The organism is Bradyrhizobium sp. SZCCHNRI20481 (assembly GCF_032485055.1).
GTDB lineage: Bacteria > Pseudomonadota > Alphaproteobacteria > Rhizobiales > Xanthobacteraceae > Bradyrhizobium.
This window is the reverse complement of sequence record NZ_JAUEUE010000022.1, coordinates 93,192-116,853: the sequence shown is the minus strand read 5'-3', so window position 1 is coordinate 116,853 and position 23,662 is coordinate 93,192. Positions and strand designations below refer to the sequence as shown.

The 23,662-nt window shown below is 64.5% G+C and carries 24 protein-coding genes and 2 pseudogenes; 9 read left to right on the top strand and 17 right to left on the bottom strand.

The window, feature by feature from the left end; translation table 11 throughout:
- Window positions 1-330: 330 nt before the first annotated feature.
- Both QX132_RS30175 and ccoG read left to right on the top strand, forming a co-directional pair.
- On the top strand, window positions 331-1,125 hold the full coding sequence (locus tag QX132_RS30175) for a fumarylacetoacetate hydrolase family protein (protein WP_315811360.1): 795 nt from the start codon (window positions 331-333) through the stop codon (window positions 1,123-1,125).
- 354 nt (window positions 1,126-1,479) lie between these two features.
- The gene (gene ccoG / locus QX132_RS30170; RefSeq protein WP_316163583.1) at window positions 1,480-2,961 is read left to right on the top strand and encodes a cytochrome c oxidase accessory protein CcoG; all 1,482 of its coding nucleotides are present in this window, start codon (window positions 1,480-1,482) and stop codon (window positions 2,959-2,961) included.
- Window positions 2,962-2,969: 8 nt separating this feature from the next.
- Here the strand turns inward: ccoG and QX132_RS30165 are convergent.
- From QX132_RS30165 to xoxF5, 7 genes and pseudogenes are all read right to left on the bottom strand, one after another.
- Window positions 2,970-3,284: pseudogene (locus QX132_RS30165) on the bottom strand (amidase); the annotation flags it as partial.
- Window positions 3,285-3,398: 114 nt separating this feature from the next.
- A complete protein-coding gene (locus tag QX132_RS30160) occupies window positions 3,399-5,732 on the bottom strand; it encodes a xanthine dehydrogenase family protein molybdopterin-binding subunit (protein WP_316163582.1) in 2,334 nt (777 codons plus the stop codon).
- Between the two features lie 7 nt (window positions 5,733-5,739).
- A pseudogene (locus QX132_RS30155) lies at window positions 5,740-6,186 on the bottom strand ((2Fe-2S)-binding protein); the annotation flags it as partial.
- A 360-nt stretch (window positions 6,187-6,546) separates the two neighbouring features.
- A complete protein-coding gene (gene gfa, locus QX132_RS30150; RefSeq protein ID WP_315778581.1) occupies window positions 6,547-7,110 on the bottom strand; it encodes an S-(hydroxymethyl)glutathione synthase in 564 nt (187 codons plus the stop codon).
- 33 nt (window positions 7,111-7,143) lie between these two features.
- On the bottom strand, window positions 7,144-8,253 hold the full coding sequence (locus QX132_RS30145) for an S-(hydroxymethyl)glutathione dehydrogenase/class III alcohol dehydrogenase (protein WP_315741263.1): 1,110 nt from the start codon (window positions 8,251-8,253) through the stop codon (window positions 7,144-7,146).
- A 78-nt stretch (window positions 8,254-8,331) separates the two neighbouring features.
- Window positions 8,332-8,811, bottom strand: a complete 480-nt coding sequence (locus tag QX132_RS30140) for a c-type cytochrome, methanol metabolism-related (RefSeq protein ID WP_316163581.1) — start codon at window positions 8,809-8,811, stop codon at window positions 8,332-8,334.
- Between the two features lie 132 nt (window positions 8,812-8,943).
- Window positions 8,944-10,749 (bottom strand): lanthanide-dependent methanol dehydrogenase XoxF5, encoded by a 1,806-nt coding sequence (gene xoxF5 / locus QX132_RS30135; RefSeq protein WP_315796437.1) that lies wholly within the window; start codon window positions 10,747-10,749, stop codon window positions 8,944-8,946.
- A gap of 407 nt (window positions 10,750-11,156) precedes the next feature.
- Here xoxF5 and QX132_RS30130 point away from each other — a divergent pair, with 407 nt between their 5' ends.
- Window positions 11,157-12,104 carry a helix-turn-helix domain-containing protein gene (locus QX132_RS30130; RefSeq protein WP_315741265.1) on the top strand — a complete coding sequence of 316 codons (948 nt, stop codon included), beginning with the start codon at window positions 11,157-11,159 and terminating at the stop codon, window positions 12,102-12,104.
- A 20-nt stretch (window positions 12,105-12,124) separates the two neighbouring features.
- Here the strand turns inward: QX132_RS30130 and QX132_RS30125 are convergent, their stop codons facing one another.
- Genes QX132_RS30125 through QX132_RS30115 form a run of 3 tightly spaced genes read right to left on the bottom strand, consistent with a single transcriptional unit; the run spans window position 12,125 to window position 15,091 of the window.
- Entirely contained in the window at window positions 12,125-13,027 is a 903-nt protein-coding gene (locus QX132_RS30125; RefSeq protein ID WP_315796620.1) for a transporter substrate-binding domain-containing protein, read from the bottom strand.
- A gap of 32 nt (window positions 13,028-13,059) precedes the next feature.
- Entirely contained in the window at window positions 13,060-13,401 is a 342-nt protein-coding gene (locus QX132_RS30120) for a cytochrome c (RefSeq protein ID WP_315771598.1), read from the bottom strand.
- Window positions 13,402-13,426: 25 nt separating this feature from the next.
- The gene (locus QX132_RS30115; RefSeq protein WP_315796440.1) at window positions 13,427-15,091 is read right to left on the bottom strand and encodes a methanol/ethanol family PQQ-dependent dehydrogenase; all 1,665 of its coding nucleotides are present in this window, start codon (window positions 15,089-15,091) and stop codon (window positions 13,427-13,429) included.
- 382 nt (window positions 15,092-15,473) lie between these two features.
- On the opposite strand from QX132_RS30115, the gene QX132_RS30110 reads away from it, so the two are divergent.
- Both QX132_RS30110 and pqqA read left to right on the top strand, forming a co-directional pair.
- Window positions 15,474-15,746, top strand: coding sequence for a hypothetical protein (locus tag QX132_RS30110; protein WP_315741268.1), 273 nt, complete (start codon window positions 15,474-15,476; stop codon window positions 15,744-15,746).
- 217 nt (window positions 15,747-15,963) lie between these two features.
- Window positions 15,964-16,044, top strand: coding sequence for a pyrroloquinoline quinone precursor peptide PqqA (gene pqqA / locus QX132_RS30105; RefSeq protein WP_009031067.1), 81 nt, complete (start codon window positions 15,964-15,966; stop codon window positions 16,042-16,044).
- A 168-nt stretch (window positions 16,045-16,212) separates the two neighbouring features.
- Here pqqA and QX132_RS30100 read toward each other — a convergent pair whose 3' ends face one another.
- Entirely contained in the window at window positions 16,213-16,521 is a 309-nt protein-coding gene (locus QX132_RS30100; RefSeq protein ID WP_315796444.1) for an EthD family reductase, read from the bottom strand.
- 215 nt (window positions 16,522-16,736) lie between these two features.
- On the opposite strand from QX132_RS30100, the gene QX132_RS30095 reads away from it, so the two are divergent.
- Entirely contained in the window at window positions 16,737-16,949 is a 213-nt protein-coding gene (locus QX132_RS30095; protein WP_315741270.1) for a hypothetical protein, read from the top strand.
- Between the two features lie 30 nt (window positions 16,950-16,979).
- Here the strand turns inward: QX132_RS30095 and QX132_RS30090 are convergent, their stop codons facing one another.
- Genes QX132_RS30090 through QX132_RS30075 form a run of 4 tightly spaced genes read right to left on the bottom strand, consistent with a single transcriptional unit; the run spans window position 16,980 to window position 19,785 of the window.
- Window positions 16,980-17,327, bottom strand: a complete 348-nt coding sequence (locus QX132_RS30090) for a hypothetical protein (RefSeq protein WP_315741271.1) — start codon at window positions 17,325-17,327, stop codon at window positions 16,980-16,982.
- A 40-nt stretch (window positions 17,328-17,367) separates the two neighbouring features.
- Entirely contained in the window at window positions 17,368-18,078 is a 711-nt protein-coding gene (locus QX132_RS30085; RefSeq protein ID WP_315741272.1) for an ABC transporter ATP-binding protein, read from the bottom strand.
- Window positions 18,068-18,805: an ABC transporter permease gene (locus QX132_RS30080; protein WP_315741273.1), complete on the bottom strand. Its 738-nt coding sequence runs from the start codon at window positions 18,803-18,805 to the stop codon at window positions 18,068-18,070. The genes QX132_RS30085 and QX132_RS30080 overlap by 11 nt, the downstream gene beginning before the upstream one ends.
- A complete protein-coding gene (locus QX132_RS30075; protein WP_316163580.1) occupies window positions 18,805-19,785 on the bottom strand; it encodes an ABC transporter substrate-binding protein in 981 nt (326 codons plus the stop codon). Before QX132_RS30075 ends, QX132_RS30080 begins: the two co-directional genes overlap by 1 nt.
- A gap of 86 nt (window positions 19,786-19,871) precedes the next feature.
- Here QX132_RS30075 and QX132_RS30070 point away from each other — a divergent pair, with 86 nt between their 5' ends.
- Complete coding sequence (locus QX132_RS30070; protein WP_315811365.1) at window positions 19,872-20,231, top strand: hypothetical protein; 360 nt, start codon at window positions 19,872-19,874, stop codon at window positions 20,229-20,231.
- A 20-nt stretch (window positions 20,232-20,251) separates the two neighbouring features.
- Here the strand turns inward: QX132_RS30070 and QX132_RS30065 are convergent, their stop codons facing one another.
- Both QX132_RS30065 and QX132_RS30060 read right to left on the bottom strand, forming a co-directional pair.
- Window positions 20,252-21,073 carry a quinoprotein dehydrogenase-associated SoxYZ-like carrier gene (locus QX132_RS30065; RefSeq protein ID WP_316163579.1) on the bottom strand — a complete coding sequence of 274 codons (822 nt, stop codon included), beginning with the start codon at window positions 21,071-21,073 and terminating at the stop codon, window positions 20,252-20,254.
- 56 nt (window positions 21,074-21,129) lie between these two features.
- The gene (locus QX132_RS30060) at window positions 21,130-22,056 is read right to left on the bottom strand and encodes a quinoprotein relay system zinc metallohydrolase 2 (RefSeq protein ID WP_316163578.1); all 927 of its coding nucleotides are present in this window, start codon (window positions 22,054-22,056) and stop codon (window positions 21,130-21,132) included.
- Window positions 22,057-22,217: 161 nt separating this feature from the next.
- On the opposite strand from QX132_RS30060, the gene QX132_RS30055 reads away from it, so the two are divergent.
- Window positions 22,218-23,099 carry a substrate-binding domain-containing protein gene (locus tag QX132_RS30055; RefSeq protein ID WP_315796450.1) on the top strand — a complete coding sequence of 294 codons (882 nt, stop codon included), beginning with the start codon at window positions 22,218-22,220 and terminating at the stop codon, window positions 23,097-23,099.
- A complete protein-coding gene (locus QX132_RS30050; protein ID WP_316163577.1) occupies window positions 23,096-23,656 on the top strand; it encodes a PQQ-dependent catabolism-associated CXXCW motif protein in 561 nt (186 codons plus the stop codon). The genes QX132_RS30055 and QX132_RS30050 overlap by 4 nt, the downstream gene beginning before the upstream one ends.
- Window positions 23,657-23,662: the final 6 nt, after the last annotated feature.

Here is a 23,662-nt window from a genome sequence, read left to right as displayed (position 1 = left end):
ATCCTCCGAGGGCCGGATGGTTCGGAAATCCAATCCTAACCCTTCTTGACCACCCGCCGCCCCATAGGATCTGTGGTGACTGCCGCCTGCATTTTTTCCGCAGGCGGGCCACGGGCCTCAGTCGAGGTCCGGCCTTCCCTGCGCCCTCCCGTTTCCGGCGAGGGTCTCGAGCATCGCTTCGGGCGCGTGTTGCGCTGCGAGAGCGACGGCGCGTGCGCGCATGGTGGCGCTGGCATACTGGATATGCTTATCAGTTGAGCGGGCGCCGATGCTGGTGCGCCACCACCAACAAATCAGCCGGCCGCAACGGCTGATCCCAGGAGGAAACCCATGGCAGACACCTCACGCCGCGATCTTCTCGTCGCCGGCAGCGCCGCCGCAGCGGCTGCGATCATGACGGACACTTACCCTGCCGCGGCCCAGGCCGGGCCGAAGCCGATCTTCGCCGTGCCGGCGACCACGATTCCGATCGCCGGCGAGCAGGGTGTGTTCCCCGTCCGCCGCATCTACTGCATCGGCCGCAACTACGCGGCGCATGCCATCGAGCGCGGCTCCGATCCGAACCGCGAGCCGCCGTTCTTCTTCCAGAAGCCGACCGACGCGATCCAGAATGTCGCGATCGGCGAGGTCGCCGATCATCCCTATCCGTCCCTGACCAAGAACTATCATCACGAGGTCGAACTGGTCGCGGCGCTGAAATCCGGCGGCACCAACATTCCCGCCGAGTCCGCGCTCGATCATGTCTATGGCTACGCGCTCGGCCTCGACATGACCCGCCGTGACCTGCAGAACGGCATGGCCGCCGAGAAGAAGCCATGGGAGATCGGCAAGAGTTTTGATCATGCCGCTGTGCTCGGCCCGATCCATCCGGTGGCGAAGGTCGGCCACTTCACCAAGGGCGCGATCTCGCTCGCGGTCAACGGCACGGTCCGGCAGAACTCCGACCTGACCAAGATGATCTGGAACGTCGCCGAGCAGATCGCGAAACTGTCCGAGGCGTTCGAGCTGAAGGCCGGCGACATCATCTATTCCGGCACGCCGGAGAATGTCGGCCCGGTCGTCAAGGGCGACGTGCTCTTGTGCAAGCTCGAGGGCCTGCCGGACATGTCGATCAAGATCGTCTGAGTGGAGGGCTGGATCACACGTCGTGCGCAGCATGTTAACGCTGCCGATCGGAACGGAAGTCGCCGCCGCAATGCCGGTACGCTCCTTCTCCCCGCACGCGGGGAGAGGCGAGCAGCGAGCGTCGCTACGCGCGCTATCCAACAAGCGCGGCAGCCGCAGCCATCCCTCCGGATGCTGCGACTGCCGCCGTGGCGCTCGCGGCGCCGCGCCTCTCATCGCCTGTCGGACGGGAACTATCGTTGTTCCCGCGCAAACAGGCGCTGCCAGCCGTTCGCAAGTTTGTGGCCCGACAAAGAGCCACCGGGCACCGTCGCCTATCGTTGCCCTGCATCAGCCGAGCGAACGAGGGCAGCCGTGGCCATCACCATCGAGATCGATCACGCCAAGACGCGGCGCATGGCGCAGGGCCAAGGCCAAAGCGAGGGCCAGGGTCAGGCCCGCGGCCCGACCCGGTCGTTGCGCAGCGCTGGCGGCCCGGTGGTTCCGCAGGGCGTCAAGGGGCCAATCCGGCGGCTGAAATGGCTGATTCTCGTTCTGACGCTCGCCGTCTACTACATCACGCCGTTCGTGCGCTGGAACCGCGGGCCGAATGCGCCGAGCCAAGCCGTGCTGCTCGATTTCGCCCACGGAAAGCTCTACCTTGGCCCCGCCGAGATCTGGCCGCAGGATCTCTATCTCATCACCGCGGCGATGCTGCTGGCGACGTTCATCCTCGTCCTGGTCAACGCGCTGGCCGGCCGCCTGTGGTGCGGCTTCGCCTGTCCGCAGACGGTGTGGACCGACCTGTTCCTCCTCGTCGAGCGCCTCGTCGAGGGCGACCGCCGGCAGCGGCTGAAGAACATCGGCGCGCCGCTGACGGCGCGGCGCATCGCACAGATCGCCACCAAGCACGCGCTGTGGATGGCGATCGCGCTCGGCACCGGCGGCACCCTGATCTTCTACTTCACCGACGCGCCGGAGTTGCTGCGCGATCTCATCCATGGCGAGATGTCGGCGACCGCGCTGACCTGGACCTTGGTGTTCGCCGGCACGACCTATGGCCTCGCCGGTTTCGCGCGCGAGCAGGTCTGCACCTTCATGTGCCCGTGGCCGCGTCTGCAGGGCGCGATCTGGGATCCGGAAGCCTTCACGGTGAACTATCGCGATTATCGCGGCGAGACCCGGATGTCGGCGAAAAAGGCCGCCGAGGCGCGATCGCAGGGGTTGCCGGCCGGCGATTGCGTCGATTGTGGCGCCTGCGTCGCGGTCTGCCCGATCGGCATCGACATCCGCCAGGGGCCGAGCTTCGCCTGCATCAATTGCGGCCTCTGCGTCGATGCCTGCGACGGCGTGATGGCCAAGCTCGACCGTCCGCGCGGCCTGATCGACTACGAGAGCTGGCGCAACATCGAGCGTGGCCGTGTCGGCGAGCCGCGTGTCTCACGGCTGGCGCGGCCGAAGACGATCGGGCTCGCGCTCGCCTGCGTCGCTGTGGCCGGCGTGATCGCTGTTTCGTTCGTCACGAAGACCACCGCCGTGCTGTCGGTGCAGCACGATCGCGATCCGATGTCGGTGCGGCTGTCGGATGGCTCGGTGCGCAACGGCTACACGGTGAAGCTGCTCAACAAGTCGTCCGCCGTGCAGAGCTTCAAGCTCGGCATCAGCGGCATCGATGCGGCGCTCGCCATCGTCGGTCATGCGGCGGCGGATGCGATCGAGGTCGAGCCGGACGGCTCGGAGGCGCTGCGGGTGACGCTGACCATGCCCGAGTCTGTGGATGCCGATGTGACCTTCCAGGCGGTCGATGCGAGCGGCCAGGTCGTGCTGACCGCGCACGACCGCTTCGTCAACCGGTAGAGGAGGGCTCAGAGATACGCCTTCGGCAGCAGCATGTGGATGCCCTTGTTGCCGTCGACCAGCTGGGTGACGCGCAGATTGCCGGCCAGCGAGCACAGCATGTAGGCCTGGTTGCGCGACAGGTTGGTGCGGGCGCAGACGTGCTTGACCATCTCGCGCACCGCCTGCTTGGCGGCGTCATCGAGATCCTCGTCGAGGCCGATCGACATCAGGTGGGTGGCGTTCTCGGCGAACGGCCAGGTGATGTCCATGTCCTTGCGCACGGTGAGGCGGAAGGTGCCGGTGACGCCGGTCTCCAGCGCGGTGATGCAGACCTCGCCGTCCGCCGTCATCGGCCGCTATGCCTCGGTGCGCTACGGGCGCTGACTGATCCTGCTTCTTCCGCCGGGATCATCGGCCGGATCGCTCCGGCCGATGATCTGCTGATTGCTGCAAGCTCAGGTCGCGAGCTGATTGCCGATCGGCAGCGCCCGCAGGCGCTTGCCGGTGGCGGCAAAGATCGCGTTGGCGAGCGCCGGCGCGAATGGCGGCACGCCCGGCTCGCCGACGCCGCTCGGCGGCGTGTCGGCATCAACGGGCACGATGTGCACGTTGGTGACCAGCGGTGCCTCGTCGATTCGGACCACCGGATGGTCGTCGAAGTTGCGCTGCTGCACCCGGCCGTTCTTGAAGCTGATCTCGCCATATTTGGCGAGGCTCAGCCCCATGATCGCGGCGCCTTCGAGCTGCGAGGCGATGCGCTCGGGGTTGACGAAGGTGCCGCAGTCGATCGCGGTGTCGACCTGATGCACCACGAGCTTGCCCTTGTCGTCGACCGACACCTCCACGATGGTGGCGATGTAGCTGACGAAGCTGCGATGCGCGGCGATGCCGAGGCCGTGGCCCTTGGGCACCGAGCGGCCCCAATTGCCCTTCTCGGCCACGAACTCGACGACGCGGCGCAACCGGCCGGTGTCGATCGGGTAGCTCTCGTAGGGCTCGCCGTAGTTCCAGAGATCCTTCACCGAGGCGAGCTTCAGGACGCGCGGAGTGCCGATCAGATCGAGCAGCATGTCCTTCTGGTCGCGTCCGGTCGCGTGCGCGATCTCGCCGACCATCGATTGCACGGCGAAGGCGCGTGGGATGTTCGAGACCGAGCGGAACCAGCCGATGCGGGTCATCGCCTTGGCGGCGGGATTCTCACATTGGATGTTGGCGATCTCGAACGGCATGTCGACGAGGCCCATGCCGAGCTCGAACGGCGCGGCATGATCGGCGCCCGCCGCGAAGGTCGACAGGATGGTCGGCGCGACGCTGCGGTGGCGCCAGGCCACCACCTTGCCGCTCTCGTCGAGCCCGGCTTCGATGCGCTCCACCGACACAGTGTGCAGGAAATCGTGATGGAGGTCGTCATCACGCGTCCACTGCACCTTGACCGGCGCGCCCAGCGTCTTCGACAGCAGGGCAGCCTCGAGCGCGAAGTCGCATTTGGACTTCCGCCCGAACCCGCCGCCGAGCAGGGTGACGTTGACGGTCACGTTCTCCGGCGGGATCTGCAGCGTCTTGGCGACATCCTCGTGCGTGCCGCCGGGGCTCTGCACAGGCGCCCAGATTTCGGCCTTGTCGCCCTTGACGTCGGCGACCGCGACCGGCGGCTCCATGCTGGCATGGGCGAAATGCGGCAGGTAGTACTCGCCGGTGATCACCTTGTCGGCCGACTTCAGCGCGGCCTCGACGTCGCCCTCCTGGCGCACGACGAGACCCGGCTGGCGTGCGGCGGCTTCGAGCTCGGCGCGATAGGCGACGGAGTCGTAAGCAGCATTGGCGCCGTCGTCCCACTCGACCTTGAGCACGTCGCGACCCTTGATCGCAGCGCCGGTGTTGCGCGCGATCACGGCGACGCCGCCAAGCGGCTGGAACTTCGACGGCCAGGGCCAGCCCTTGACCTCGATCACCTGCTCGACGCCGGGCACCTTCAGCGCCTCGGCCGGATCGAACGACTTGACCTTGCCGCCGGTCACCGGCGGCCGGGCGATGACCGCGTATTTCATGCCGGGCAGGCGGACGTCGGCGCCATAGCGCGCCTTGCCGACGGTGATGTCGTGCAGATCGACGATACTGACCTGGCCCTTGCCGAGATAACGGAAGTCCTTCGGCGACTTCAGCTGCACGGTGTCGACCGCAGGGACCGGCAGATTGGCTGCATCGGCCGCGAGCTCGCCGAAGCCGAGGCGACGGCCGCTGGCGCTGTGCACGACCTCATGATTGACGGCTTTCACTTCGCTCGGCGGCACGCCGAGGCGCTTGGCCGCCGCGGCTTCGAGCATCGCCCGCGCCATGGCGCCGATCTGTCGCATCGGCAGCAGATAGTGCCGCGTGCTGCGCGAACCGTCGGTATCCTGGTTGCCGAACTTCACCTCGTCGCCGGGGGCCTGCACGACGCGCACGCGCGACCAGTCGGCTTCCATTTCCTCCGCCACGATCAGTGGCAGGCTGGTACGCACGCCCGTGCCCATCTCGGAGCGGTGGGCGAGGATCGACACGATGCCGTCGGGGGCGATCGAAACGAAAACCTTGGGATCGACCACGGTGCCGTGCGGCATCTTGCCGGCGCCGGTTTCATAGGCGGCAAACGCCGGGCGCGACAGCAAGGGAGCCGCGAGCACGAACCCGCCGGCGAGGCCCAGCGTCTGCAGGATGGTACGGCGCGAGACGTTCTCGACCTTGAGATGCCGCTCGAAGCCGCGGCGAGACGCGGACTTTGCGATGTCGGGATTTGCGATGATGTTCATGATCACACCCCGTCGAGGCCAGATGGACCGCATTCTCGATGCGCTGATAGCAGCCGCAGCGGCAGATGTTGCCGGCCATCGCATCCCTGATCTGGTCATGCGACGGCTTGGGATTCTCGTTCAAGAGTGCGGCCGCCTGCATGATCTGCCCGGCCTGGCAGAAGCCGCATTGCGGCACGTTGACCTGCCGCCACGCCTTCTGCACCGGATGATCTCCGGTCGGATGCAGACCTTCGATGGTAGTGACCTCCCGTCCCGCGACATCCGACACGGCGGTGATGCAGGCGCGCGCCGCTTCCTTGTCGACTATCACGGTGCAGGCGCCGCACAGCGCCGCGCCGCACCCATATTTCGTTCCGGTCAAACCCAGCTCGTCGCGCAGATACCACAGCAGCGGCAGGCTCGGATCGCCATCCCAGCTCTGCTCCTGTCCGTTGATTTTCACCTTGATCATGTTCGCCCTCGCTCTGTCGGACCAATGGTCGCTGTTCTGATCGTTGGTGGACGCGCGCGGGACCACATGTCCTTACGTGCACGCGCCGGATCAATCGAGAGTTGTCGGAAAACGACTGATGATAGCAGACCGGGACAGGCATCGGTCTACACAGGCGCGTGTGTTGTCAGAGCAGACGAGCGCTGCGCGTGCAGCCCGCTGCAATGCAAATGCGGAACAATGGGCGATGCGCCGACAACAATGGCGACCGCCAGACCAAAACGACGACAAAAAAAGAATGCCTCGCCAGCGTGGGGCAGGCGAGGCACCAAGTCTTCAGGAAGGAACGCTTCAGTTGGTACGCTTGGTACGTGGCGGCCGTCAGGCCGCCTTTGCTTTCGCCACGTGGGTGGCAATCGCATCCATCAGGGCCGGCGACAGGCAGTCATAGGGCTCGAGCCCCAGCTCCTTCAATCGCGCCCGAATCTCGCTCATCTGTTCCGGCTTCACGCCCGACTCGATCACCGACGAGACGAAGGCCGCAAAGCCCGGCGCGGCCGAACCCTGCTCCTGGAACAGCTCGGGGTGAATGAAGTCGAGGCCGTAGAACGGGTGGCCCGTGTTCTCGATGCGGCCATACATATGCGTGCCGCAGCCGGTGCAGGCGTAACGCTGGATGACGGCGGAGGGATCGACGATCTTGAGCTTGTCGCCGTTCTCCAGCACCGTGACGTTCTGCCGCGGCACCACTGCAACGACCGAGAAGGTCGCGCCGGAGGGCTTCCAGCATTTGGTGCAGCCGCACGCGTGGTTATGCGCGACATCGCCCTTGATGCCGACCTTGACCGGCCGGTCGTGGCATTTGCAGACCAGCGTGCCGCCGGCGAAATGGCCGCTTCCTTGTTTGACGCCGTTATCGACGGACGGATGGATGTGGACAGTCATGGCGCAATCCTCCTCAGTTTTGCGTGCTTGGGGTCAGAACACGACGACGGAACGGATCGATTTGCCCTCATGCATCAGGTCGAAGCCCTTGTTGATGTCTTCGAGCTTGAGCGTGTGGGTGATCATCGGGTCGATTTCGATCTTCCCGTTCATGTACCAGTCGACGATCTTGGGAACGTCGGTGCGCCCGCGCGCGCCGCCGAACGCCGTGCCCTTCCAGACGCGTCCGGTGACGAGCTGGAACGGGCGGGTCGCGATCTCCTTGCCGGCCTCGGCGACACCGATGATGATCGATTCGCCCCAGCCGCGATGGCAGGCTTCCAGCGCCTGGCGCATCACCGTGGTATTGCCGGTGCAGTCGAAGGTGTAGTCGGCACCGCCATCCGTCAGCGCAACCAGATGCTGGACGATGTCGCCGGTCACCTTCTTCGGGTTGACGAAGTGGGTCATGCCGAAGCGGCGCCCCCATTCCTCCTTGCTGTCATTGACGTCGACGCCGACGATCTTGTCGGCGCCCGCCATCCGCGCGCCCTGGAGCACGTTGAGGCCGATGCCGCCGAGGCCGAAGACGATGACGTTCGAGCCGGGCGTGACCTTGGCCGTATTGACGACTGCGCCGACGCCGGTGGTGACGCCGCAGCCGATATAGCAGCTCTTGTCGAAGGGCGCGTCCTCGCGAATTTTCGCGACCGCGATCTCCGGCAGCACGGTGAAGTTGGAGAAGGTCGAGCAGCCCATGTAGTGGTAGATGGCCTGGCCCTTGTAGCTGAAGCGCGACGTGCCGTCGGGCATCAGGCCCTTGCCCTGCGTGGCGCGGATCGCGGTGCAGAGATTGGTCTTGCGGCTGAGGCAGCTCTTGCACTGGCGGCATTCCGGTGTGTAGAGCGGAATGACGTGGTCGCCGGGCTTGACCGAGGTTACGCCAGGACCCACCTCGCACACGATGCCGGCGCCCTCATGGCCGAGGATCGAGGGGAAGATGCCCTCGCTGTCGAAACCGTCGAGCGTGTAGGCATCGGTGTGGCAGATGCCGGTGGCCTTGATCTCGACCAGTACCTCGCCGGCCTTCGGCCCTTCGAGGTCGACCTCGACGATCTCCAGCGGCTTCTTGGCTTCGAAAGCGACCGCGGCGCGCGTCTTCATGTCTCAAACTCCTCTTTCATTCTCTTGAGCCCGCGACGCTGCCCAGGGAAACTGTTCAGGCGCGGTCCCCGTCGTCAGTCATTTCTTGCCCATGCAGGAGTTCTCCGCTTCCGTATAGGCTGGCGGTTTGTCCTCGTGCTTGGCCGGGCGAACGCGTCCCACCGCGTCATTGCCGCGGGCGCGCAGGTAGATGTAGAGGTCGTCCATGTAGCAGGCCACGTTCGGATTGTCGCCGAAGGCCGGCATGACGTTCTCCTGGGACGTGCTGACATTCTTGCGGCCGCTGGCGATGACACCGATGAAATCGCCGTAGCTCATGGTCTTGACCGAGTCCTTCAGCGCAGGCGCATAAGTCGACCCCATGCCGTCGGGCCCGTGGCAGACGTGGCATTCGGAATGATAGCGGCGGTATCCGGAGTAGGTGTACCAGTCGACCGATCCGTCGGCGCCCACCTTGTAGGTCGGATTGCCATCCTTATCGAAGTACTTGCCGTCTTCGGACTTGACGGCCGCAGGATCTCCCGGACTTTCCGCCCAGGCATCTTCGGCGACAGTCATCCCGCCGGTTGCCAGGATCAGAGCCGTGGCGACCGCAAAACAGATTCTACGCAAGGGCGTCTTCCCTTAATTTTCTGGGGCAGGCGAACCGGCGCATGGACGAGATCCATGCGCCGGAAGCAGGTGCCTAGCTCACTGCTGCGGGAGCGAGAACACGGTGAGCGCGCCGCCCAGGGCGGTGTAGTTGCTCAGCGCTGCGTAGCCGCCGACCGCACCGAGACCGGCGGTCGGATCCGTCAGGCCCGCCGCGAGACCGATGCCGGCCCAGCCACCGACACCCGAGAGCACGGCGACATACTGCTTGCCGCCTGCCTCGTAGGTCGTGACGTTGCCGATGATGCCGGACGGAGTCTTGAACTTGTAGAGCTCCTTGCCCGTCTTGGCATCGACCGCCTTGAGGTAGCCTTCGAGCGTTCCGTAGAACACCACGCCGCCGGCCGTTGCGAGCGCTCCCGACCACACCGAGAACGGCTCCTTGTTCGACCAGGCGATCTTGCCGGTCTTGCCGTCCCAGGCGATGAAGTTGCCCATATGGGTCTCACCCGCCGGCGGATACATCGACAGCGTCGCGCCGACATAGGGCTGACCTGCGGTGTAGCTCACCTTGAAGGGCTCGTAGTCCATGCAGACATGGTTGGTCGGAACGTAGAACAGCTGCGTGTCCGGCGAATATGCGGCCGGCTGTTCGTCCTTGGTGCCGAGCGCCGCCGGGCAGATGCCCTTGGTGTTGACGTCTTCACCCTGCTTGTCGGTCGAGTATTGATCGACAACCTTCGGACGGCCGTAGGTCGGCGAGTTCTTGTCCATGTCGACGCCGGTGGTCCAGTTCACCTTCGGGTCGAACTTTTCGGCGACGAGGAGCTCGCCGCTGGCACGGTCGAGCGTATAGCCGAGGCCGTTACGATCGAAGTGCGTGAGCAGCTTGCGCGGCTGACCGTTGATCGCCTGGTCCGACAGGATCATCTCGTTGACGCCGTCATAGTCCCACTCGTCGTGGGGCGTCATCTGATAGACCCATTTCGCGACGCCGGTGTCTGCGTGGCGGGCGAAGATCGTCATCGACCACTTGTTGTCGCCGGGACGCTGCTTCGGGTTCCAGGTCGAGGGATTGCCCGACCCGTAATAGACCATGTCGAGCTGCGGATCGTAGGAGATCCAGCCCCAGGTGCAGCCGCCACCGGTCTTCCACTGATCGCCTTGCCAGGTCTTCAGGCTCGAGTCCTTGCCGACCGGCTTGCCGAGCGCGGTGGTGTTGGCATCGAACAGGATCTGGTCATCCGGACCTTCGGAATAGGCCTTCCAGACCTGCTTGCCGCTCTTGATGTCGTAAGCGGTCATGCTGCACTGGACGCCGAACTCGCCGCCGGACGTGCCGACCAGGACCTTGTCCTTCACCACCAGCGGCGCCGAGGTGCCGGTCTGGCCCTTGGTCGGATCGCCGTTGACGGCGGTCCAGACATGCTGGCCGGTCTTGGCGTCGATCGCCACCAGCTTGTCGTCGGCCTGATGCAGGAAGATCTTGCCGTCACCATAGGCGACGCCGCGGTTGACCGTGTCGCAGCACATCACCGGAATGACGTTCGGGTCCTGCTTGGGCTCGTACTTCCAGACGATCTTGTTGTCCTGCGCGAGATCGAGCGCATACACCTTGTTCGGGAACGGCGTATGCACATACATCAGGTTGCCGATGATGAGCGGTCCGCCTTCATGGCCGCGCAGCACGCCGGTGGAGAAGGTCCACGCGACCTGCAGCTTGCCGACGTTCTGGGCGGTGATCTGGTTGAGCTTGGAGTAACGCGTATTGGCGTAGTCTCCCGCCGGCATCACCCAGTCCTTCGGGTTGGCCGACATCTTGACCAGCTCTTCACTGGCCCACGCGCCACCCGCGGCAAGCGCCGCGACTGACGTCAGACATGTTGCGAGTAGCACTCTTCGCATCGTCTTTCCTCCCGGGTTCAACTGAGGTTCCGCATCACGCGGCCCAGTATTCGTTTTCGGCATCATTGATTATCCACTTCCCAACCGGGAAACTTGCCCAAAAGAGAAAAGAGCTTGCTCAAGAGTGAAGCGAATAGAAGTTTTTGAAGGAGATTTTGCTTTGCTGGTCCGCAACATGAGGGCCACTCTTGCTGCGCAGCATCAATTTGCAGCATCGCGGTTCCACCGAGGGTTGACGTTTCCCTTGACCTTACAGAGATGAAGGCGGAGGATCACGCAGGGCGCGTTATGGAACGAGTGCGCCGCGAAAGAGCCGCAGCCTTAAAATGGGAGCAATCTTGCTGCAGTCTCGTTCGCCGTCCTGCGGCGGACCCGTTGCGTTTCGATCATGAATCGGTGGATGAAACATGTCCGATACGATCCGCTCGCTTAATACTTCGGGCTTCTCGCCGAAGAGCCAGATCCAGCGTTGGTCAGATGCACTGACCGACCTGTGCGGACGTTTCGATGTCGATCCGCTGGAGGGGGCCTCATTCGAGGGGCGCATCAATTTCACGACGGTGTCGCGCCTGAAGCTCTGCCAGATCGAGGCCAGCCAGCACCGCATTGCGCATTCCTATGCGCGTGCGCAAAAGGCGGCACATCCCTACATCAAGATCTTGTTCCAGACTTATGGAACGTCCTATTTCGAGCAGGATGGCCGCCAGATCGAGATCGGCCCCGGCGATTGCCTCGCCTACGATGTGTCGTCGCCGCACACGATCATCAGCCCCGCGTTGACGCGCCATGACGTTGTCATCGTGCCCAAGGAGCTGTTGCAGGAGCGGGGCTTCCGGTCGGAGAAGATGCCGGCATACAAGCTGTCGGCGCGGAGCGGGACCGGTCGGATTGCTCATGACGTCACCCATGCCGCGTTCGACGAGGCGACCCGGCTGTCGCCCAACTCGGCGGCCAGCGTCGCCGAGTCGCTGATCGATCTGCTGCTGCTGCCGCTGCGCGAAGCCGATCGAATGCTGGACCGTGCGGGACCCGAGGCGGTCTATATCCGCGCTCAAGCCTTCATCCGCGAGCATCTGCGCGATCCCGATCTGTGCATCGATCAGATTTCGGCGGCCCTGGGTTGCACCAAGCGCTACCTTCACATGGTCTTCAGCGATCGTGGGATGACGGTCAGCGACTACATCTGGCGGGCCCGGCTTCAGCATTGCCGGCAGGAGCTGGAGACGCAGAGCGGCAAGACCATCACCGATGTCGCGTTCTCATGGGGTTTTTCGAGCTCGTCGCACTTCAGTCGCGTCTTCCGCAAATATTTCGGCGTCGTTCCATCGTCGGTTCACAAGACTGCGGCGCGCTGAGCGGTCGTGGAGCGACCGCGCTAGCGTGCGTCGCTCCGGATGATCCTCTGGAATGCATCGCCGAGAATCACCGGCTCGCGCGGCGGAAGATAGGTCAGTCCGGCGGACCGACCGAGATTCGCCAGGGCCCCGGAGCCGTCGAGCTCCGTCAATGCCTTGTCGACCGATGTGATGAGCTCGGCCGAACTGGCCAGCCCGACATAACCTCGGTTCACGCCGATCGGATAGCTGTAGCCCGACCCGCCGAGCTTGGTGTCGGGATGAGCCGCCCGATACGCATCGAAACGTCTGCTATCGAGCAGGGTCGCGTCGAACTTACCCTGTTCGAGCGCGCCGAGCAGATCGTCCCGCGCCGGAATCAAATGAGTGATGTCGTCGATCAGCCGTCCCTTGTCGAACGTCATCAGGATGGCATCCGCCAACGTGCCGCTCTCGATTGCCAGCCGCAGCCCGGCCAGATCGCCGATGTCGGTGATCGGGCGCGGTTTCGCGGAAGGTCCGAGAACGACGGTCAGTGTTGAGAACATATACGGCTTGCTCGGCATCAGCGTGCCGAGCGGAACACGGCGACGGCGATCGTCGCGCGTGGCGCCATCGAAGTCCGGCAGCTTGGCCGTCTTGACGCCCGGCGCAACCAAACCGTCCTGCGTGAACGCATAGCTGCCGAGCAACGAACAGCGTCCGTCCGATAGCAGTGCATTCGCCTCCAGCGCTGGACTGGAATCTTCGTCCAATTTGCTCTCGTACCACTGGATCTCGAGCTTCCTGCCGAGGCGATCGGCGATCGCCTGACCGAGCAGGACATCGAAGCCGCCGCCGGGCTTGCCACGATGATGGACCGAGAGCGGCGGAAGATTTTCGTCGAGGCAGATGCGCAGCACGTCGTCAGCGGCTGAAGCCGCTGACGACACCGTCGAAATCATCAAGGCGGCCAACCAACAGCAGAGATGGCGTATCACTGCGCTCTCCGGCTCGAAACGTAGGCCCACAGCGCGGTGATCTCGTCATCGCTGAGAATGTCGCCCCAGGGCGGCATGCGGCCGTTCTTGCCCTGCTTCACCGTGGTGACGAAACGAGGCTGGTCATCGGGAAACCGGCGCAGGTCGGGCGTCACAGTGCCGGAGTTCACCATGTTGGGCCCGTGGCAGTGCGAGCACTTCTGAGCGAACGTCGTCTTGCCGAGGTCGACCTGGCTGTGTGCAGCGCTGCCATCTTGTTGTTGGGCGAGGGCGGTCGTCGATGGCACGGCCAAAGTCGCCATGACGGCGGCGAAGGCCGCCGCCGTTCTCATGAACATGGTCTGTCTCACGGGCGATCCGCACTCAATTCTTGACCGCGAAGACCCACAACGAGCCGCCTGCCGGAACGTTGGCGAGGCGCTCGTCACCGGAGAACAGCGAGTAGACGCCGCCGTAGCCGGAGGTGACAGCGACATACTGCACGCCGTCCTGCTGCCAGGTGACGGGCTGGCCCTCGATGCCGGAGCCGGTCTGGAACTGCCACAGCTTCTTGCCGCTGTCGGCGTCGAAAGCTTCGAACTCGCCGGTCAGCTTGCCCGAGAACACCACGCCGCCTGCCGTGGACAGCACGCCGGAGAAGCGCGGGATGTCGCTCGGCTGCTCCCACTTGGTCTTGCCGGTCATCGGATCGATGGCCTTGAGCTGACCGCGCGGCCCTTCCGGCCAATCCCACAGATCCGTCAGGTCCATGCCGAGGTACCACTCGCCGGCCTTGTAGGTCGCAGGCTCGGTCTTGTAGTGACCGCCGAACACGAGCGTATTGGCATAGGCCAATCCCGTTTGCGGATTGAACGACATCGGCTCCCAGTTCTTGCCGCCGAGAATCGACGGATAGACCGTGACCTTCTTGCCCTCGCGCGCATCACGCGTCACGTCGGTCTCGACCGGCTTCCCGGTCTTCAGGTCGATGCTGGAGGCCCAGTTCACCTTCACATAGGGGTTGGCCGCGAGCAGCTTCCCATTGGTGCGATCGAGCACGTAGAAGAAGCCATTGCGGTTGGCGTTCATCAGCACCTTGGTCGGCTTGCCCTCGACGTTCATGTCGGCGAGCACCATCTCCGCGACCGCGTCGTAGTCGAACGGATTGTTCGGCGAGAACTGGAAGTGCCACTTCATCTTGCCGGTCTTCGGATCGAGCGCGAGCACCGAGCAGGTGTAGAGGTTGTCGCCCGGGCGCACCGCCGCGTTGAACGGTCCGGGATTACCGACGCCCCAGAACACGGTGTTCTGCTCGGGATCGTAGGAGCCGGTGATCCAGGTCGAGCCGCCGCCCAGCTTCCAGGTGTCGCCCTTCCAGGTGTCGCCGCCGGGTTCATCCGGGCTCGGGATCGTATGCGTGCGCCACAGGTGCTTGCCTGTCGCAGGATCCCAGCCATCGATGAAGCCGCGGGTGCCGAACTCCGCGCCCGAGATGCCGGTCAATACGACGCCGTCGGCCACCAGCGGCGCGACGGTCATCGAGTAGCCTTCCTTGATATCGGCGGCTTTCTGGCGCCACAGCTCCTTGCCGGTTTTGGCATCGAGCGCAATCACGTTGGCATCGAGCGTCGTCCGGAACACCTTGCCGTCGTACAGTGCGGCGCCGCGATTGATGATGCCGCAGCAGACCACGCGCGGCGTCTCGGCGGGATAGTCGATCTTGCTCTTCCAGATCTGCTTGCCGGTCTTGGCGTCGACGGCCATCGTCGCATTGTGGGTCGTGACGTAGAGCACGCCCTGATAGACCAGCGGCTGCGATTCTTCACTGCGATCATCGGCGAAACTGTAGTTCCAGACCGGGACCAGGTTCTTGGCGTTGTCCTTGTTGATCTGGGTGAGCGGGCTGAACCGCTGCAGATTGTAGCCCATGCCGTAGTTGAGGACGTTTGCCGTATCAGTTGCACCCTTGACCAACTGATCGGCGCTCTGCGCGCTTGCACCATGTGATGCAAAAATGGCGAGGCCTGCGGCCAGCGCGATCCGCTTCATTCATTTCCTCCGAGATTTTTATGCGCGCCTATCCTGACGCTGCGGGAACAACACTCCCCTCGAAATCAGGAACCGTCAATACGAAAAGGTGGCAACGATCCTCGTCTCATCGGGAAGCCTTCCTCGTCCGATTCGGACGGGACAGCCAAGCCGTTGTCGCTGCTCGCTGATCGAGTTCGGCATGATGGCACCGCTCCTATGCTGCGTTGCGGCATGAAGATTGCTTCACTGCATCATGCCGGGACAACAGAGGAGTAGGCGGATGAGACGAACCATCCTTTGGCTCGGCATGCTTTGTTGCCTTTGGGTGAGTGCGAGTGCGCGTGATCTCGGTCAGTGGGGAGCGGTCGATCCTGCATTGCGTCAATGGTACGAGGCGTTGATGCAGCCCGATGTCCCGACGGCATCATGCTGCGGTGAGGCTGACGCCTACTTTGCCGATGAGATCCATGTCCGCAACGGCAAGACCTATGTCATCATCACCGATGACCGTCCCGATGAGCCGCGTGGCCGTCCGCACATCGATGTCGGTACCGAAATCGAGGTCCCCGATCACAAGCTGAAGTGGGACAAGGGAAATCCGACGGGGCACGGCATCATCTTCCTGAGCCGCAATCGATATGTGTTCTGCTATGTGCAGCCGGGCGGTGCGTGAGCGAAGCTGCCGTCCCGCTCAGGGGGCACGTCCTACGAGGATTGAGGCGGAACGGCGTCCAGCCAGGCGGCTGGATTTTTGTTTCGTTCAATCGATCGCCAACCGCTGGGAAATGCTCCACGGTTGCGGAGCCTTGCGTTCCACCTGATGCGGTCCTAGCTTCGACGTCGGCGCGAGCAATGCGTCAGTCAATGATAGTCGAACTTGGGAGCTTGAAATGGCCTGGAAGACACCGAAGATCGTCGAAGTGCCGGTTGGCATGGAAATCAACATGTACGCCTGTGCGGCGCGCAAGTAGCGCGTAGCGGTCTGCCAAGCCACGAAGAGCAAAATTTGCTTCGGACTGGCTTGGCGGATCCATTCTGCAGACGACCCGCGAGATCGTCCCGGCGACCGGCCTCTCGGCCGATCGGGTATGACGGGCACACCGCCGAACGTTGGTGACGGCCTGAGGACCGTCCAAGGATCAAACGTCCTGCGTGTCGAAGATATACAGATCGACGCCGCCATCGGCGAAGTTGGGCAGATCGCCCGCCGCCGCCTTGCCTTCGGCAGAGCCCATTCCCGCCTGCAGCGCCTGCATCGAATCGAATACCAGGGTGGCAACGAGGTGGATGTTGGTGGCGCCCGCCGGCCCATTCACCGGGCCGCGGCTGATATCGTAGCTCTTCAGGCCGGGAATCTTCTTCGCCAGCGGCACGTGGACGTTCATGTAGTGTTTGTCGAACGCCTCGGCGCTCTTGGGGGTCTTGTAGAGTACGAGAACCTTGGGCATCTGCTTCCTCCGCATTCGCTCTTTTTGAGGTCGATCGACCGAGTCCATTGCAGCCGATCTGCCGGTTCGGATCAAGCGTCAGGGCCGGCTTGGCCCGGGGATGGTCGTTCCAGCCTTGGTTCCGCTGGATAATTTGTTGTGCAAAGAGAAACTGATGCAGCCGGATGTCGTAGTTTCAGGTACGTTGCTTCAGGCTTATTGAAGGACAACGAGCCATGAGCCCCATCGATCTCGTCATCACCGTCTGCGCAGTCCTGTCTCCGGCCACCTGCGAGGAGCAGCATCTCGTTTTCGCAGATGGCGGCGCCTCCCTGCAGCAATGCGCGATGAAGGCGCCGCCCTACATCGCCCAGTGGATCGGCGAGCACCCGAAATGGACGGCAGTGCGGTGGCGCTGCGAATATCCGCACACTAACGACAAGGCCTGAGGCCGGTTTGGCCGTCGGCGCGCTGGCTGCCTACTTCGTGCACTCCTTGAGGTCCTTGTCCGCGACCGAGATCACGGCGTCGGCCTTGATGTCGAGGCCGCGTACGACGCACTGCCGCTCGCCGGCATAGCTCACCTTGGCGTCGTAGCGCCCAGGCTCGATGCCGGTGAGCTTCAGCCGTTCGTCGTGATCGAGCTCTTTGTCCTTGTCGCTCAGCGTCTGGTTCGGACCCCAGTTGTTCTGGCCGGCCGGAGAGAGCTGAAAACCGGTCATCGTTGCGGTGGTCAGATTCCAGAGCCGGATGCCCTTGCTTTGTGCGACGGCTGCGAGCGGCATGGCGAACAGAATGGTTGCCGTCACGGCGAGTTCGCGTTTCATGGCATTTCCCTGGGTTTCCGACGTCCTTTGATTGCCATGACTATGACACGGAAAAATCCAGTCGCGCCAGATCGGCCTTGGTCGCCGCAACGGTGTCGTTGTTGCGCTGCGCGCGCGGCAGGTCGATCGGGACTGAATGAAGCAGACGGGCGGGGCGCGAGGATAGCAGGAAGATCCGGTCGCCGAGCCGCGCCGCGTCGTCCATGCTGTGCGTGACCAGGAGCGTGATCATCGGCCTGTTGGCCACCAGCGTCGCAATCTCCTCGCGCAGCCGCGCGGCGAGCGCGTCGTCGAGCGAAGCCAGCGGCTCATCCAGGATGAGGAAATCCGGCTCGACCGCAAAGGCGCGCGCCAGCGCGACGCGGCGGGCGAGGCCGAGCGACAACTCGCCTGGAAAATGGCTGCGATGTCCCTCGAGCTCGAGCACGCCGAAGATCGCGGCCAGCCTGTCCTCGGCGACACCGGGCGCTGCCAGCCGGACGTTGTCCTCCACCGATCGCCACGGCAGCAGCCGCGGCTCCTGGAACACCATCGCCAGCCGGGCTCCCTCAGGCCGCGATACCTGGCCCTGATAGTCGTTGTCCAGACCGGCGAGAATCCGCAGCATCGTGCTCTTGCCGCACCCGGAGGGGCCGACGACGACGCCGACCTCGCCCCGCTGCAGCGCAAAAGCAATGCCCGCAATCACCTCCTGGCGCTTGCCATTGGCGCTGGTGTAGCTCTTGGACCTGATATCGACCTCAAGCCGCACGGAGCCGCCACCTCGATGCGCGCTGCTCGAACGGCTGGACGATGACGGCCTCGATCACCAGCACCACGGCAGCAAAGCTGAGCGAGTAGGCGAGCAGCAGCGGAATGTCGAACAGCTGGAAGGCGACGCCGATCTCGAAGCCGATGCCGTTGGGCCGTCCGAGCAGTTCGGCCACCAGCACGATCTTCCAGACCAATGAAAGGCCGGAGCGCGCGGCAGCCGCAATATAAGGTGCGAGCTGCGGCAGCAGGACGTGGCGGAGGATGCGTCCGCGCGAAAAGGCAAACACCTTGGCCATCTCGTCGAGCGATGGATCGAGCGCGCGGGCGCCTTCGCGCAAGGTGACGACGGCGGTCGGCAGCTTGTTGATCGCGATCGCCGCGATCGCAGCGACCTCGGTGAGACCGGCCCAGATATAGGCGAGCACGATCACCACCAGCGCCGGCAGATTGAGCAGCAGGATCAGCCAGGGATCGCCGAGGCGGTTGGCGAGCTGGCTGCGCCCCATCAAAAAGCCGATTGCCGAGCCGAGTGCCATCGACAGAGTGAAGGCGAGGGCGACGCGGGCGAGCGTTGCGCCGAGATGCAGAAACAGCGCGCCGGACCGCGCCTCCGCCACCGCAACCGCAAGCACGGCCGATGGCAATGGCAGCTTGGCGCTGCCGGCGACAGCCGCGGCAATCCACCAAGTGGCGAGCAGAAGCGCAAAGGACAACAGCCGCAGCACTAATCCCTCGCATCCGCCCTGTAGTAGGTGCCGGGACTGAGCTCAGCCGCGGGGCCGACCAGATCGCGGCCGCCGATCGAGGCGAGCACGCCGTAGAGAACGCGGGCGTCGGCCTCTTCCTCGGCCACCGGCCGGCGCGGAATACCTTCGCGATAGCGGTCGCGATAGGCGCGCAAGGTGGCGTCGTCCTGTGCGCCGGTCAGCGGGGCGATCGTTTGCCAGTCGGCGTCGGAAGTCGCCAGGATCTCCTTGGCCTTGGCCGTGACGGTTAGGAAGCGTGCGACGAGATCGCGATGCTTGGCGGCCCAGTCCTCGTCGAAGACATAGCCGATCATCGCGGTGCGGCCCTTGGCGCCGAATGGCGGCAGCAGGTCCTCGACCCCGGCGAGCCGGCGGAAGCCCTTGGCTTCCAGCGCCGCGCAGAAATTCCAGTAGTTCAAGCCCGCATCCATCTCGCCGTCGGCCAGTTTGGCGGCCAGCAGCGGCGGTGCCCCATAGGTGATGGTTGCCTGCGATTTCAGATCGACGCCGTCGCGCTTGAGCGTGGCCTGCAGCAGCAGCCAGCTCTTGTCGAGCGGGCCGCCGGCCACCGCGAGCTTGCGTCCCTTCAGATCGGCAAGCGTCTTGATCGGTGAGGTCGCCGGCACCATCACGGCGCCGAGCGCGCTCGAATAGGGATAGAAGGTCAGCTTGGCGCCGAGCGCACGCTCGCGCGACACCCACAGCCAGTCCGATACCATGATATCGGCATTGCCGGCACGCAGCGCGATCTTGCCGGCCTCCGGGCTCGCAAGCTCGACCGCATCGATCGCGATATCCGCCTGCTTGTCCAGCTGGCGGGCGCGGATCACGGCCAGCTCCCAGGCGAAGGTGCCGGTCTTCTGCACTGCAACCTTGACGGTCTCGGCGGCGCAGCATGCCGTGACCGGCAGCAGGGCGCAGGCGACAATCGCCATCAACAAACGACCGATCTGCGTCATGAGCCCGTCTGCATTTCCTCGAGATGTGTTCTTTTCAGCCTCATTCTCTTAGCATAGCTTCGGCTGCGATGCCGCGGAGGACTGTGATGCGTAGTGCTGTTCCGGTAGGACCGATTGTCGCCACCCTCATTGCCATGATCGCGCTGCGCGGGTCGGCTCACGCCGAGGATCTCAACGACTATCCGACCTCTGCGCGGGCCGAATATGTGTTCGGCTGCATGAAGGCCAATGGCGAGACCCGGGAGGCGATCGCGCAGTGCTCCTGCTCGATCGACGTGATCGCCTCGATCCTTCCCTATGAGCGCTACGTCACGGCCGAGACCGTCCTCAGCATGTCCCAGGTGCACAGCACTCTCGGCACCCAGTTCCGCACGTCCGAGCAGGCCGCCAACGCGCTGAACGATCTCCGTCGGGCGCAGGCCGAAGCCGAAGTGAGATGCTTCTGAAGCGCTGCCGCTCTGCCGCATCAAGTCCCTGAGCCGTCGGCCGGCCAGTCGTGCTCGAACACGTGGCCCTGCGTATCCTTCGCTTCCGCACGGAATTGCTTGGCGCCGTTCGACACGTAGGTGAAGCGGATATTGGGATCCTCCGAGATCGAGATGCCGCCTTCGACCGCCAGCACCAGGCTGCCGTCCTGCGACAGCGTCAGCTGGTCGATGAAGAAGGCCGGAATGTAGAGCTGCGTCACCTGGTCCATCTGGAGCCCGGAATTGTTGGGATGCCCGACCATGACCTGCGCTTCGCGGATGCCGCTCGTGGCGCCGTCGCTGCTCTGCGTGAACTGCCGGTAGCGCATCTGGCCGATGCGCGCCTTGGCCTCGTCCGGATTCTTCGCCGCCGGGGCCGAGCAGCCTCCGGAAGCCTTGACGAAGGTCTTGACCACATAGAGCTGGCCGTCGGTGAGCTCGGCCACCGCATGCACATCCGTGTAGTTGTTGACGCGGACCCGCGTCGAGATCGCGGTCACGTTGGCGTCCGCGCCGAGCGTGAACTTGGCCGCCATGGGCGCGGGATTCTGGTCGATCACCAGCGTGATGGTCTTGATGCGGCGCTCGTCGGCGGGCGACAGTTTGCTGCGCAGGGTGACCGGAACCACCGAGGCATCCTCGGCGCGCGTCGGCATCTCGATCGACAGCACATTGCTGCCGTCCTGCATCGCCTTGTTGTTGAAGATGTCCTGGACGAGTCCCGGCCAGGGATCGTAACCATCAGCGGCCTTCGCAGGTGCGAAGGCAAGCGCGAGGCATGCCCCGAGAAGCAGGGTGGACGGCAGGTGGAGCCGGATCATGGCGCAATCCTCCTCGGGCAGTCGGGTGAATTAACGATCATAGCGCGTTGCCGCCCTCATTCCCATTCCATTTCCGAGAATGCCGCCGTTGCGTTGCGGGCATTGTAGTCGTCGAACAGCTCCCATTTGCCGCGCTCCGATCCGGCGGCCCCAGCGGCGTCCGCGATCGGCTTGCCCGCCTTGATCAGCCCGCGAACGTCGTGGGCCAATATGTCGAGGTAGCGACGCTCGTCGCTGAGCGCCAGTGGCCACGGGCTGACAGGGCCATGGCCCGGGACGACGCGCTCGGCCGGGATGGTCGCGAGCGCGGCCATGTCGGAAATCCAGCCACGCAGGCTGCCATCCATCACCGGGATGTGACGCAGGAATACGAGATCGCCGGCGAACAAGATCCGGCTCCGGTCATCATAGACGGACAGGTCGCAGTCGCTATGCGCGGTGCTCCAGGCCTTGAGCGTGAGGGTACGGCCGCCGAGGTCGAGCATCATCTCGTCGTCCACGAGGATCGACGGGGCGACGAGACGGACCTCGTCGATCAGCTCGGCGCCCATCAGGCGCCGGAACGCCTCGATGTAGTGCGGTCCGCGCAATGCAAGCGCGCGCGGCAGGTTCTTGGCGCCGACGAAGCGCGTGCCGTCGCCCTCGAATGCCGCGTTGCCGAATGCGTGATCCGGATGGGCGTGAGTGTTGACGACGTAGCGCACCGGCTTGGCGGTACGGGCGCGGATCGCTGCCAGCAGCGCGCGGCCTTCGCGGACGCTGCCGCCGGTGTCGATCACGGCGACCGCGTCGTTGCCGATGACGAAGCCGACATTGGCGATGGCGCCTTCGTTCTCGGCATTCATCAGCGCCGTCTGGCCGACATGAACGAACACGCCGGGCGCGATCTCGCTGACCTCGAGTTCCGGCGGCATGGCAAGAGCGGCGCTGCCGAGCGCCAGCGCCCCCCAGGCGGTGATCGCGATGATCAATTGTCTCACCATCGGCTTGCCTTGCTCGCGTGAGAGGTGTGCGTCAGGCGATGGACGTTGCGGTGCAGCAATGGGTCAACTCTTCGCGATGACGGCGGCTGTTGCACCGGAGCGGCCGGCGGCCTAGCATTTTCAAAAATACCGCGATGCGTTCGATAGGGATGGAAATACGGATGACGAAGCGTCACAAACTTGCCTGCTCGCTGGCCGTTGCCGCGGGGCTCACTCTGCTCGGGCCGGCCGCCTCCTACGCCCAGAGCAATGACGGCCTGGACCTGTCGATCGAGCTGGTCGATCCCAAGGTGCTCAGGGTCTGCGCCGATCCGCGCAACCTGCCGTTCTCGAACGAGAAGGGCGACGGCTTCGAGAACAAGCTGGCCGAGTTCTTTGCCGCCAAGCTGCAGAAGAAGGTGGACTACACGTTCTTCCCGCAGGCCACCGGATTCGTGCGCATGACGCTCGGCTCGCACCGTTGCGACGTGATCATGGGCTTTCCCCAAGGGGACGACCTGGTGCAGAGCACCAGTCCCTATTACCGGACGGCCTACGCGATCGTGACCAAGCCGGGCTCCGATCTCGCCGATGTGACGACGCTGGAGGATGCCAAGCTCAAGGGCAAGCACATCGGCATCGTGGCGGGCACGCCGCCGGCGACCAACATGGCGCTGGCCGGGCTGATGCCGACCGCAAAGCCCTATCCGCTGATGATCGACACCCGCGTCGATTCCTCGGCAGAGGCGATGATCAACGATCTGAAGTCCGGCGATATCGATGCCGGCGTGCTGTGGGGCCCGATGGCCGGGTACTACGCCAAGCAGGCGAGCCCGCAGCTGCACGTGACGCCGCTGGTGAAAGAGACCAGCGGGCCGAAGCTGATCTATCGCATTGCCATGGGCGTCCGTGGCGCGGACCAGAACTGGCGCCGTCAGCTCAACAGGCTGATCCAGGAGAACCAGGGTGAGATCAACAAGATCCTGCTGGACTTCGGGGTGCCGCTGCTGGACGAGAGCAATCATCTGATCACCGCCGAGGCTGCGGCGAAGACATCGCCATGATCGTTCGGCTCGCCGCGGCGGCGTTGGCAGGCGTGCTGCTGATCGCCGCGGCGGTGCGAGCCGATGATCTCGTGCCGGAGCCGGACAGCTACCGGACCGAGAACTACCGCGCGCCGGTGCCGACGACCCTGGCCGGTGCGCGCGTGCTGTCGACGCGGGAGACCGAGGCGATCTGGCGCGCAAAATCGGCCGCCTTCGTCGACGTGCTGCCGCGCCCGCCCAAGCCGAAGAATCTGCCGGCAGGGACGGTGTGGCGCGAGCAGCCGCGCCTGGACATTCCCGGCAGCATGTGGCTGCCCGACACCGGTTATGGTGTGCTGGCGCCCCAGACTGAGGACTATCTTAAGCGCGGGCTGGCGCACGCGTCGGGCGGCGACCTCGGTCGTCTGCTCGTGTTCTACTGCCTCGAAGACTGCTGGATGTCGTGGAATGCCGCCAAGCGCGCGCTGACCTATGGCTATCGCAACGTCGCCTGGTATCCCGACGGGACCGACGGCTGGAGCCGCGCCGACCTGCCGCTGCAGCAGACGCAGCCTGAGCCGCGGCCTGAGGAGTGAGCGGGG